General features: G+C 71.4%; 11 protein-coding genes. 3 read left to right on the top strand and 8 right to left on the bottom strand.

Features of this window, described 5'->3' with window-relative positions:
- Window positions 1–46 precede the first annotated feature (46 nt).
- The 5 genes from AB0K05_RS16455 to AB0K05_RS16475 all read right to left on the bottom strand — a co-directional run bounded on the left by AB0K05_RS16455 (window position 47) and on the right by AB0K05_RS16475 (window position 5,874).
- The gene (locus AB0K05_RS16455) at window positions 47–940 is read right to left on the bottom strand and encodes a Gfo/Idh/MocA family oxidoreductase (protein ID WP_148030453.1); all 894 of its coding nucleotides are present in this window, start codon (window positions 938–940) and stop codon (window positions 47–49) included.
- A 169-nt stretch (window positions 941–1,109) separates the two neighbouring features.
- The gene (locus AB0K05_RS16460) at window positions 1,110–1,679 is read right to left on the bottom strand and encodes a hypothetical protein (RefSeq protein ID WP_271274935.1); all 570 of its coding nucleotides are present in this window, start codon (window positions 1,677–1,679) and stop codon (window positions 1,110–1,112) included.
- 45 nt (window positions 1,680–1,724) lie between these two features.
- Window positions 1,725–3,533, bottom strand: a complete 1,809-nt coding sequence (locus AB0K05_RS16465) for a hydantoinase B/oxoprolinase family protein (protein WP_364229863.1) — start codon at window positions 3,531–3,533, stop codon at window positions 1,725–1,727.
- Entirely contained in the window at window positions 3,526–5,529 is a 2,004-nt protein-coding gene (locus AB0K05_RS16470) for a hydantoinase/oxoprolinase family protein (RefSeq protein ID WP_148030450.1), read from the bottom strand. The genes AB0K05_RS16465 and AB0K05_RS16470 overlap by 8 nt, the downstream gene beginning before the upstream one ends.
- A 6-nt stretch (window positions 5,530–5,535) precedes the next feature.
- On the bottom strand, window positions 5,536–5,874 hold the full coding sequence (locus AB0K05_RS16475) for a hypothetical protein (RefSeq protein ID WP_246639159.1): 339 nt from the start codon (window positions 5,872–5,874) through the stop codon (window positions 5,536–5,538).
- A 111-nt stretch (window positions 5,875–5,985) separates the two neighbouring features.
- Here AB0K05_RS16475 and AB0K05_RS16480 point away from each other — a divergent pair, with 111 nt between their 5' ends.
- Window positions 5,986–6,663: a thymidine kinase gene (locus tag AB0K05_RS16480; protein ID WP_261808415.1), complete on the top strand. Its 678-nt coding sequence runs from the start codon at window positions 5,986–5,988 to the stop codon at window positions 6,661–6,663.
- On the opposite strand, the gene AB0K05_RS16485 is transcribed toward AB0K05_RS16480, so the two are convergent.
- The 3 genes from AB0K05_RS16485 to AB0K05_RS16495 form a co-directional block, all read right to left on the bottom strand.
- Complete coding sequence (locus AB0K05_RS16485) at window positions 6,648–7,316, bottom strand: DsbA family oxidoreductase (protein WP_364229866.1); 669 nt, start codon at window positions 7,314–7,316, stop codon at window positions 6,648–6,650. The two genes, AB0K05_RS16480 and AB0K05_RS16485, sit on opposite strands and share 16 nt — an antisense overlap.
- A gap of 69 nt (window positions 7,317–7,385) precedes the next feature.
- The gene (locus AB0K05_RS16490; protein WP_364229868.1) at window positions 7,386–8,282 is read right to left on the bottom strand and encodes a hypothetical protein; all 897 of its coding nucleotides are present in this window, start codon (window positions 8,280–8,282) and stop codon (window positions 7,386–7,388) included.
- A gap of 391 nt (window positions 8,283–8,673) precedes the next feature.
- Complete coding sequence (locus AB0K05_RS16495) at window positions 8,674–9,426, bottom strand: SRPBCC domain-containing protein (protein ID WP_271274938.1); 753 nt, start codon at window positions 9,424–9,426, stop codon at window positions 8,674–8,676.
- Between the two features lie 266 nt (window positions 9,427–9,692).
- Here AB0K05_RS16495 and AB0K05_RS16500 point away from each other — a divergent pair, with 266 nt between their 5' ends.
- Window positions 9,693–11,036 carry a cytochrome ubiquinol oxidase subunit I gene (locus tag AB0K05_RS16500; protein ID WP_148030445.1) on the top strand — a complete coding sequence of 448 codons (1,344 nt, stop codon included), beginning with the start codon at window positions 9,693–9,695 and terminating at the stop codon, window positions 11,034–11,036.
- Between the two features lie 9 nt (window positions 11,037–11,045).
- Window positions 11,046–11,924, top strand: a complete 879-nt coding sequence (gene cydB, locus AB0K05_RS16505) for a cytochrome d ubiquinol oxidase subunit II (protein ID WP_364229870.1) — start codon at window positions 11,046–11,048, stop codon at window positions 11,922–11,924.
- Window positions 11,925–11,954 lie beyond the last annotated feature (30 nt).

Here is an 11,954-nt window from a genome sequence, read left to right on the forward strand (position 1 = left end):
TGTCCTTATTTACGGTCCAGACCGTAACCGGGAGGGACTGCCGCTGTCAACGGACGGGCACGCTCTCGCGGGCCGAGACGAGGACGTCGAGGATGGCCCGGGTCTCCGCCCACGGCACCGGGCTGGGCCCGCCGCCCGCCATCTCCAGGAACGCCTCGATCGTCCCCGCGTAACCGAGGCCCAGCACCGGGTCGTCACCGGCCTCGATCACCACGTGCTCGTCCCCGCCGCGCCGGTGGACGGTGACGGCGTACGACTCCTCGTCGCTCACGCCGACGACCTCCACCACGCCCGTCACGCCGCTCCCCCACCGCAGCGCCATGACCCCGGTGTCCTCCGACCGGAGCGTCCCGTAGTGCCGGACGGCGCCCGCGGCGCCCGCCAGCCGCACGTCCGGGCCGAGCAGCGCCACCAGCAGCTCCACCCCGTGCACCCCCATGGTCACCAGCGTCCCGCCGCCCTCGGACGGGTTGTCCTGCCAGGCGTTGTAGCCGGTCGCCCAGAGCCCCACGTCATGCCGTACGGTCGCGCGCACCGACAGCACCCCGGCCGGATCCGCCGCCCACCCGGCGAAGGCCGGCGCGAACCGCAGCACGGACCCCGACATCACCCGGTCGTGGATCGGCAGCCGGTCCAGCCGGTCGAGCTGCTCCCTGGTGGCCGCCGCCGGCTTGTTCACGAAACACGCCGCCCCCGTCTCCAGCACCGCCGCCAGCGCCTCCGGCACCCGCGGGTTCGGCACGGTCAGCACCACCCCGTCCGGCCCGCCGTCCAGCGCCTCCCCCAGGCTTCCGGCCACCCGTGCCTCCGGGTGCTCCTCGGTGAACCTCCGCAGCCGTTCCCCGTCCGGCTCCCACACCACGAGCTCGGCATGCCTGGCCAGGGTCCTGGCGTCGGTGTACGGGTGGCTGGTGGCGAGCCCGGCGAGAGCGATGCGCACGATGTCCTCCGATGTCGCACTTCACGAAACGCGCCCATCATGGCAGCCACCGCATTCAGGTGACACTGGGTACGCAGACGGGTACGCTTACGACTGCCGCCTCCTACGGGGGGATGGGAAGTGAGCCCGGGTGGACCGCCGGACGACGGAAGCCCGGGCTTCGCGCTTCTCACCGCACGTCGATGCGCCGGACAGCCAGGTCACCGCTCACCAGGTCCCAGAACCGCTCGTCACCGCGTTCAGCGCGCGAGAGCGCGCCCGCGACGATGTCGGGGAGCCACAGAAGCGGCTCGGCCGCCGGGTCGCACCATGACAACCTCAGCCTCGGCGGCATCGAGTGACGCCCCTGGAGCACCGCGACCAGCTCATGGTCCCGCAGGTCGAGCTCACTGTGGCGACGTTCGAAGACTACGTCGAGCACATGGTGGCCACCCATATCCCAGAGCAGGTGCTCCACACACTTGCGACGCGCTCGTTCCTGACGTCTCCCGTCCAGACCCACGCCCACGACGACGACGCCCATCGGCCTCATCGCGGCCACCGCCTCGGCGAGCAGGGTGCGCCGCTTGTCGTTCTCGTCACGCCAATGCAGTTTCCGCTGGCGTCGCAGCAACAGGGACCGCAGGTCGGCGCGGTGACGCTCGGCCTCCGCAGGCGCCACGAGCACCGCCGCGAGGAGATAGAGCCCGCGCTGAAGAAGCATGGACTCATCGACATAGGCGGAGAACGGGGGGTTCATGAGGGGTCATGTTATCCCCGGCGATCACGTACGGTGATTGTCTTCTTACAGTTCGTCTACCTCCGCGAAGGTGCGGCCGCCGGACAGTTTCGGGTAGCCGGGGCCGCGGTCGAAGAAGCGGTCGGCCGGGGGACGCAGGCGGGCGCGGAGTTCGGCGGTGCCCTGCTCGTCGATGCGGTCGCCGTCGAGGACGACGCCGTAGTCGCCGAGCGCGCCGGCGATCGAGACCTTGCCGTCGCGGACGTCGGCCGCCACCGCGCGGGGGTCGCGGTCGTACGGGGAGCCCCAGCCGCCGCCGCCCGTGGTGCGGATGCGGATGGTCTCGCCCGCCTGGACCGGGTGGTCGTCGACCAGGCCTTCCATCTCCTTGCCCGCGATCTCCACGCGGAACGGCCGCCCGGCGAGGCCGCCGTTGACGCCCCAGCAGGACAGGATGGAACGGTCGGCGATCGACATGTAGGAGGCGTCGCGCAGCATCCGGATGTGCTTGTCGTAGCCGAGGCCGCCGCGGAACATGCCGGGCCCGCCCGAGTCGCAGGCCAGGCCGAGGCGCTCGACCCTGAAGGGCCAGCGGGCCTCGGCGAACTCGACCGGGATGTTGCGCGAGTCGGGGACGACGTGGATGGTGTCCTCGCCGTCGGCGTACCAGCGCCCGCCGGAGCCGCCGCCGAGCACCTCCCGCATCAGGTAGGGCTGCCCGCCGGCGTCCGTGCCGTACACGCCCGTGTAGCGGATCGTCTCCTGGTCGGCCGGCATCCGCCCGCCGGTGGCCTTGGCCAGCACGCCCGCCAGCACGCCGAGCAGGCGCAGGATGACGAACGTGCGGGCGTTGGTGGGCGCGGGGAAGACCGGGGTGAGCAGGGTGCCCTTCTCCGGGAAGACCATCTTGATGAGCGGCACGACGCCCTCGTTGACGTCGAGCTCGGCCATCCGCTCGGGCGTGTCGGCCAGGTTGCGCAGGATGGGCGCGAGCCACTTCTTGAGGAAGACGCCGTCGGCGTAGTCGCCCGCGTGGTTGATCGGCCCCTTGGCCTGCGGTGAGGTGCCGGTGAAGTCGATGGTGAGCGGCGCGTCCGCGGCGTGGTCGACCGTGAGGGTGATGCGCTGGGTGTGCAGGCGGGGCTCGTCGACGCCGTCGTGCTCGGCGTAGTCCTCCCAGACGTAGGTGCCCTCGGGGATCTTGGACAGCAGCTCGCGCCGGAACGTCTCGGTGGTCTTGCCGATGATGGCGTCGAAGCACGCCTCCACCTCGTCGCGCCCGTACCGGTCGAACAGCTCGCCCAGCCGCCGCGCGCCCATGAGGCAGGCGGAGCACTCCGCGTCCAGGTCGCCGGCGAGAGAGTCGGGCATGCGGGAGTTGCGGGTCATGATGCGCAGCGCGGCCTCGTTGGGCACGCCCTGGCCCCACAGCTTGATCGGCGGGACCATCAGCCCTTCTTCGAACGCCGACCGGGCGTGCGACGGCATCGAGCCCGGCACCGCGCCGCCGATGTCGTCGTGGTGACCGAACGCCTGCACGAACGCCACCACCTCGTCGCGGTGGAAGACGGGCACGGTGACGCACAGGTCGGGCAGGTGGCCGATGCCGCCTTCGGACAGGTAGACGTCGTTGTGGAAGTAGACGTCGCCGGGCTTCATCGTCTCGATCGGGAAGTCGCGGACGACCGGCTGGACGAGCGCGCTGTAGGAGCGGCCGGTCAGCTTGCGCATCTTCCTGTCGTGGATGCCGGCGCGGAAGTCGTGCGCGTCGCGGATCATGGGCGACCGGGCGGTGCGCGCGATGGCGGTCTCGACCTCCTTCTCCACGGAGGCGAGGGTGCCCTCGACGATCTCGATGAGGATCGGGTCAGTCACGACGGATCTCCACGTTGCCGTATTCGTCCACCGTGGCGGTGAACCCGGGGTGCAGGGGGATGGTGGAGCCGTACTCCTCGATGACGGCCGGGCCGTGGACGACGGCGCCGGCCTCCAGCGCGGCGCGCTGGAGGATCGGGGTGTCGTGCGGCTCGTCGAAGATCACGCGCCGGCTCGCCTCGACGGGCTCGGTCTTCGGGTACGGGTCGCGCCGGATCACCGGCCGGTTGATCGGCCCGATGCCGGAGACGCGCAGGTTGACCCATTCGACGGCGTGGCGTGGGTCGTCGCGGTAGGCGTAGCCGTACAGCTTCTCGTGCGCGTCGTGGAAGCGGCCGGTGACCTCGCGCAGCCAGTCCTCGTCGAGCGGGCCGGCCGGGGCGGGCACCCGGACCTCGTACGCCTGCCCGTAGTAGCGCAGGTCGGCGCTGCGCGCGAAGACGGGCTCGTCGAAGCCCTCGCGTTCGAGCTCGTCGGCGGCCTGGCTCTCCAGCTCGCCGAAGATCTGCGCGGCCTTGTTCAGCGCGAGGTCGCGGGTGACGTACGTGCGCACGTAGTCGTTCTTGACGTCGACGGTGAGCAGGCCGAACGCGGAGACGTTGCCGGGCTCGGGCGGGACGATCACTGCGGGCAGGTCGAGGATGTCGATGAGCCGGCAGGCCAGCAGCGGCCCGGACCCGCCGAACGTCACCAGCGGGAAGTCGCGCACGTCCAGCCCGCGCTTGACGGTGAGCTGGCGGATGGCGTTGCTCTGGTTGAACGCGCTGATCTCCAGGATGCCGGCGGCGGTCCGCTCGGGGGTGAGGTCGAGCTTGTCGGCCAGCGCCTCGACGGCCATCCTGGCGGCGTCGTAGTCGAGCGGGATCTCGCCGCCGAGCAGGTGCGGAGGGATGCGGCGCAGGTAGACGTGGGCGTCGGTGACGGTCACCTCGGTGCCGCCGCGGCGGTAGCAGATCGGGCCGGGGTCCGCGCCGGCCGAGCGGGGGCCGACCTTGAGCGTGCCCTCGGGCGAGATCCACGCGATCGAGCCGCCGCCCGCGCCGACGGTGACGATGTCGATCATCGGGATCTTGCACGGGAAGCGGCCGACGCTGCCCTCCGTGGTGACGGACGGGTCGCCGTCGACGACCACGGTCACGTCGGTGGAGGTGCCGCCGCCGTCCAGGGTGATCACGCTCCGGTGGCCGGCGGTGGCGGCGATCAGCGCCGCGCCGAGCGCGCCCGCGGCGGGGCCGGACAGGACGGTGGTGATGGGCTGGTTGACGACCTCGCGGGCCGACAGCACGCCGCCGTTGGACTTCATCACCGAGAACGGGCGGCCGAGGCGGCTGGACAGGTTGGCGATGTAGGCCCGCATGCCCGGCTTGACCGCGGCGTCGACCAGCGTGGTGACGGCCCGCTCGTACTCGCGGTACTCGCGCAGCACGTCGCTGGAGAGCGACACGACCGCCTCGGGGAACTCGCGGGCCAGGACCTCGCGCATGCGCCGCTCGTGTTCGGGGTTGGCGTAGGAGTGGAGGAAGCAGACGCCGAGCGTGGTGATGCCGCGGGAACGGTACCAGCGGGCGACCTCGACGGCCTGGGTCTCGTCGAAGGGGCGCACTTCGCCGCCCTGGTGGTCGAGCCGGCCGCCGACGGTCTTGACCAGGTGGACGGGCACGATGCGGGACGGCTTGACCCAGAAGTAGGAGTTGCCGTAGCCGTCGGGCACGCTCTGCCGGCCGATCTCCAGGATGTACTCGAAGCCCTCGGTGGTGATCAGCCCGAGGCCGGCGATGCGGTCCTCGAGCAACTGGTTGGTGGCCACGGTGGTGCCGTGCACGATGCCGGCGACATCCAGCTCGCCGAGCTTCTCGATGCCGGCGATGAACCCGTCGGCGGGGTTCGCGGGGGTCGAGGGGGTCTTGGTGGTGACGATCTCACCGGTCTCCTCGTCCACCGCCACGACGTCGGTGAAGGTGCCGCCGGTGTCGACTCCGATTCGGACGCTACGCATGGCTCCTCAGCTTCGGCGCTTGCCGAGCACTTCGTCGATGACCCGGGGCGCGTTGTCGGTGCCGACGTAGGCCGCCAGCCTGACCACGAGCTCCTGGGTCCTGCCGAGTTCGGCCTCCACCCTGGCCTTACCCGACTGGCCCGCCTGCACGCCGAAGTACGCCCCGATGATGGTGCCGACCACGCCCGCCACACCGGCGAACAGGGCGGCCGACTCCCCGGTGGCGTACACGGCCGCGCCGAACGCGACGAGGGTCGCCACGATGCCCGTCAGCACCACGTAGAAGCCGTACCGCCAGCGCGCCGCGTCGGCCTGGGCGGCGGTGAGGTCGTCCGGCGTCATCATGGCGTCGAGCGTGGGGGGTTTATCTGTGACCACTAGATTTTCCTCCTGATACTCCAGAGGAGAAATCTCCCATGAGGTCAGGGAACAAGCCAAGCGCTAAGGTGGCACCCCGTGACCGAACTGTCCGCGTTGTCTCCTGCACCCCATGCGCCACGTGATGCCGTGCTCAAGTTCTACTTCGGGCCGATGGACTGCGGGAAGTCCACCCTGGCCCTGCAGATGAACTACAACCACGGCCGTCAGGGCAGGAGAGGGCTGGTGCTGACCAAGCACGACCGGTCGGGCGAGCCCAGGGTCACCAGCAGGATCGGCCTGGGCCTGGAGGCCGTCGAGGTGGTGGACTCGATGGACCTGGTGGAGCTGGTGCGCGGGCACGACCGGATCGACTACCTGATCTGCGACGAGGCGTGCTTCTACACGGTGGAGCAGATCGAGCAGCTCGCCGACCTGGTCGACGGGCACGGCGTCGACGTGTACGCGTTCGGGCTGGCCTCCGACTTCCGCTCGGTGCTGTTCCCGGCCTCGCGGCGGCTGTTCGAGCTGGCCGACGAGGTGTGCCGGTTGCAGGTCGAGGTGCTGTGCTGGTGCGGGCGGCCGGGGCAGCTCAACGCGCGCGTGGTGGGCGGGGAGATGGCGCGTACGGGGGAACAGGTGGTGATCGGGGACACCGACGCCTCGCCGGTGCGTTACCAGGTGCTGTGCCGCCGCCATCACCGGGCGGGGCTGCTCGGCGAGGGCACCGGCGTCGGGGGCGGGACGGTTCAGACGGCTCCTCAGACGGCGCAGTAGCCGTCGTCGCAGCCGTCGGCGGGGGCGGCGAGCTGCTGGATCGGGGTCTCGCCGATGCGGTCGGCCACCTCGTCGATCGCGGCCGTCATCGTCTCGTACGGCTGCGCGCCGGACACCGCGAACTGCCCTTCGAACAGGAACAGCGGCACACCCGTGATGCCCAGCCGCCTGGCGCGGCCGATCTGATCGCGTACCTCGGCGGCGCCCTCACCGGTGTCGCGCACGCCCGCCTCGGCGGCGAGCTTGGCGAGCACCCCGGCGTCGCCGACGTTCAGGCCGTCGGTGAAGTGCGCGCGGAACAGCCGGTCGGCCATCTCCTCGCCCAGGCCCTGGCCGGTGGCGACCTCGACGAGCCGGTGCGCCTCCAGCGTGCCGGTGCTGATCGCCCGGTCGAAACGGAGGTCGAGCCCTTCCTCCGCGGCCACGTCCGTCACCCTGGAGGTCATCTGGGCCACGCCGGCGCCGAACTTGCGCTCCAGCGCGGGCAGCAACGGCTCACCCTCGGTGGACGCGTCCGGGTTCAGCTGGAAGGGGCGCATGGTGACCTCGATGGACCCGCCCTTGTCGCGGAACGCCTGCGCGGCGCGGGCGAAGCGGGCATGGCCGACGTAGCACCACGGGCAGACGACGTCGGAGAAAATCTCAACCTTCATGTTTCTTGACAACGACTTGGCACAGCGGTCCATTCCGGTCCGCCGGTTCAGCCGCGGGCAAGGGCCGGGTCAGCCCGCGGCCAGCTCCTCCAGCCGGTAGGGAAGGTACGCGGAGTCGTCCACCAGCGCCGACGCGCCGCGCCACCAGCCGAACCACTCGCCGCTGCGCCACATCCAGTCGACCCGCTCGATCGCGGCCACCACGTCGCCGACGGTCTCCCAGCGCTCGCCGAGCTGCTGGCCGGTGGCACCGTGCCTGAGCGCCCAGGCGCGCAGGACGCGGGCCGCGTAAGCGTCCACGCGGCGCGCGTACGGGTCGGGTTTCTCCCCCGGCAGCCGGTGCGGCCCGAGACCGGCGGCCACCCCCCAGCTCCACTGCGCCTCGGCGGGGCGTGAGTAGCGCAGCGAGTGGAAGTCCAGGTTGGAGCCCAGGTTGTCGTCAGGCCTGCGCGTCACCACCGCGTCGAGGCGGCCGCCGGCGTCGAAGTGCACCACCAGCCGCTGCCCCGGCCGCACCCCCGGCGGCAGGCCGAACCGGTCCTCCGCCTGCCAGGAGTTCAGGTCGACCTGGGCGACGGGCCTGCCCCACAGCTCGTCGGCGGCGTCGTCGGACACCCAGGCGGCCAGCATCTCCAGCGCGGTCAGGTCCGTCCACGGCTCGATCGCCACCGCCGTGTGCAGCACCTCGTCGGGCGCGGGCAGCTTGCCGCCCCTGGGCCGGGTCCACCACTGCCCGCCCAGCTCGCGGGTGCCGACCAGCAGGGCGGCGAGCGCGGCCAGCTCGGCCGAGCGCCGCGTCAGGGACGCGCCCAGCGCCAGCCCGACGCACCGGTCGCAACGCTCGTCGCCGATGACCGGCCGGGCTGCGGCGATCAGCGCGTCGGCGGTGGGGTGGTCCTCGCCCAGCAGGTTGCGGACAACCCGCCGGGCCTCGGTACGCGCGTCTTCAGCATGAGCCTGCCGCATATTGCCACGCTACGCCCGGAGATCCTTTTCCGCGAGAGGCTCTGACCTGGTCGTTTCCCGCATCCCCTGAGGGCGTGCCCCTGCCCTGCCGAGCCCGCCTTCCTCGAACGCGGACGGCCGCCGCGTTCTCGTCCACCACCCACTCCTCGACGCGCGATCCGCCTTTCACGGCGTCACATGGGCGAGGAGGGAGCGCATGCGAAAGGACGGGGTTCGAAGGAGGCGCGCCCACATCGGGCTCGCCTCCCTCCGCGACCGCCCGGCCGAGGAAGGGTCCAGGCCATCAACTCTCCGGCACCCCCATCCAAGAAACGGACCAGGCCAGCGGCTCTCCGGGACCGCCCGTCCGAGGGGTGGGCGGTCCCGCGCCGTCCGTCCGAGGGCGGGCGGGTTAGCGGCGGGCTCGGCCGAAGAGCCAGCCGATGGCCGCGCTGCCGAGCGCGACGCCGGCGCCCATGCCGAAGGCGGCCAGCATCACCCACGGCGGAGTCTCCGTACGGCGCTTCTCCGCGACCGGGGGGCGCTCGTAGACGGCGGGGCGGCTCGCCGCGGGTGTCAGGGCGGAGGGCTCCCGGAGAGGCCCGGGGCCTTCCGTGGTGGGGCGTGGGACCGGTACCACGGCCGGGGTTCCCGCAGGGGCCAGGGCTCCCTCCGAAGGCAGGGTTCCCGCCGGGGCCAGGGCTTCTGCCGGAGGCAGGGTTTCCGCAGGGGTGCACAGGTGGCGTTCGACGGCGGCGAAGAACTCGCCGGCCGTCTTCCGGGCCACCGAGCCCAGCATCCGCTGCCCCACCCCGCCGATCATCCCGCCGATGACCGCGTCGGCGTCGTACTCGACCCGGGTCCCGCCGTCGATCTCGCTCAGCCGTACCAGGACGGTGGCGTCCACCGTCCCTGGGGCGCCCTGGCCGCGCGCCCGCAGCACGAAGCTCACCGGGGCCGCCGGTTCCGCGAGGGCCACCTCGCCCTGGTAGACCCCTTTGAGCGAGGCCACCCCGGCGTTGACGGTCATCCGGTACGTGTCGGGCCCGCACTCCTCCAGGCGCTCGCATCCGGGGATGGTGCGCACCAGGACCGCCGGGTCCTGCAGGGCTGCCCACACGCGGTCTCTTTCGACGCCGATCTCGGCGCTGCCTGCGACTTTCACACCGTCACTCTAGAAAGCCACCGCCCGCCGGGATAAGGGCAACACCTGCCCAACGTCCCCGCGTCGCCCTGTGGCCGGGTCCACCGCCCGGTGTACGCGGGGATCCACCCGGCGGGTGACGCGGCGGGACGAGCCCGAACGGCATCGTGGGATGGGCTGAAGGGGGCCGGTGTGACCAAGGTCGCACCACATTGCTCTACAGCGTGTAGTACTACTTCAAGTAGATGTACTACAAGCCGTAGAGCTCGTTGACCCGATGAGGGGACATGGACGCACTTGATCTCGCACGGTGGCAGTTCGGGGTGACCACCGTGTACCACTTCCTGTTCGTGCCGCTGACGATCGGCCTGGGCATCTTCGTGGCCGGGCTGCAGACCGCGTGGCACCGCACCGGGAAGGACCACTACCTGCGGCTGACGAAGTTCTTCGGCAAGCTCTTCGTGATCAACTTCGCGATGGGCGTGGTCACCGGCATCGTGCAGGAGTTCCAGTTCGGCATGAACTGGTCGGAGTACTCCACGTTCGTCGGTGACGTGTTCGGCGCGCCGCTGGCCTTGGAGGCGTTGCTGGCGTTCTTCCTGGAGTCCACGTTCATCGGGTTGTGGATCTTCGGGTGGGACCGGCTGCCGAAGCGGCTCCACCTGGCCTGCATCTGGGCGGCGGCGCTGGCCTCCAACCTGTCGGCGTACTTCATCCTGGCCGCCAACGCGTGGATGAAGCACCCGGTCGGCTACGAGGTGGTCGACGGCAAGGCCAGGATGACGGACCTGTGGGCGGTGCTGACCAACTCGACCGCGCTCGCGCAGGTGCCGCACGTGGTCGCCGCCGCGTTCGTGGTGGCCGGCGGGTTCGTGCTGGCGGTGTGCGGCTACTGGCTGCTGCGGACCCGGGCGGAGATGTGGCGCGGCGCCGCCAGGGCGGCGCTGGTGATGACGGCGGTCGCGGGCGCGCTGGTCGCGGTCACCGGCGACACGTCCGCCAAGCTGATGTACGAGCAGCAGCCGATGAAGCTGGCCGCCGCCGAAGGGCTCGAACGCGACACCGCCGGAGCGCCGTTCACGGTCGCGCCCGGCATCGAGATCCCCAAGGTGCTCAGCTTCCTTTCCACGAACGACCCCGACGCCGTCGTCCAGGGCACCGAGGACCTGCAGCGGCGCTTCGAGCAGGAGTTCGGCCCCGGCGACTACCGGCCGGACCAGACGATCGTGTTCTGGTCGTTCCGGCTGATGATCGGGTTCGGCATGGCGACCGTCGGGCTGTCCGTGCTCGGGCTCTGGCTGACCCGCCGCCGGAGGCCGATGCCGCCCTGGCTGTCGCGGGTGTTCCTGCTGGCGCTCCCGCTGCCGCTGCTCGCGGTGACGGCCGGCTGGCTGCTGAGCGAGATCGGGCGCCAGCCATGGACGGTCGCGGGCGAGCTGCTCACGGCGGCCTCCGTCTCACCCGGGGTGAGCCTGGCCGAGGTCGCGATCTCCCTGACGATCTTCACCCTGCTGTACGGCGCGCTCACCGTGGCCGAGATCGTGCTGCTGGCCCGGCACGTACGCAAGGGCCCCGAGGAGATCGAGCCCGCTCCCGCGGCCGAGAAGCGCCAGCCGTCGCTGATGTACTGAGGAGCAGACGTGATCGACCTGTGGTTCATCATCATCGCCTTCCTGTGGACGGGCTACTTCGTCCTGGAAGGGTTCGACTTCGGCGTGGGGCTGCTTGCGCCGTTCGTCAGCGGCGACGGCGAGGAGCAGCGGCAGAGCCTGCAGACGATCGGGCCGGTGTGGGACGGCAACGAGGTGTGGCTGATCACCGCGGTGGGCGCCATGTTCGCCGCGTTCCCCGCCTGGTACGCGGGCATGTTCAGCGGCTTCTACCTGCCGGTGCTGCTCGTGCTCGTCGGCCTGATCGTGCGCGGCGTCGGCCTGGAGTGGCGCGGCAAGGTCGAGAACCCGGCCTGGTGCGACCTCGGCATCGTGGTCGGCAGCGCGCTGCCCGCGTTCGTGTGGGGCACGGTCTTCGCCGACCTCCTGTACGGGAGCGCGGTGGCGGCGATGCTGGGCGGCGCGTTCTCGCTGACGGTGTGCCTGCTGCACGGCGCGATCTTCCTGGCGCTCAAGACGGACGGCCCGGTGCGCAAGCGGGCCAGGTCGGCGGCGGTCGCGCTGAGCGCGGTGACGCTGCCGATCGGCGTGGTGGCGCTGTCGGGCATGGGCACGATCCCGGCGCTCGCGGCGGTGGCCGCGCTGGCCGCCGCGCCGGCGCTGGTGTGGCGGCGCCGCGAGGGCTGGGCGTTCGTGGCCATGGCGGCCACGATCGTGCTGGTGTCGGTCGCGGTCTTCGCCCAGCTGCGCCACGCCCCGCTGCCAGGGCTGACGCTGGCGGAGGCGGCCTCCGGCCCGTACACGCTGACGATGCTCAGCTGGATCGGCCTGATCGCGCTGCCGTTCGTGCTCGGTTACCAGGGCTGGACGTACTGGGTGTTCAGGAAGCGGGTCCGGCCGGCTCTTTGAGAAACTCGCCAAGCCCCGGGTGACCGCGGT

It is taken from the genome of Nonomuraea sp. NPDC049486 (assembly GCF_040676925.1).
Classification (GTDB): Bacteria; Actinomycetota; Actinomycetes; order Streptosporangiales; family Streptosporangiaceae; genus Nonomuraea; species Nonomuraea ferruginea.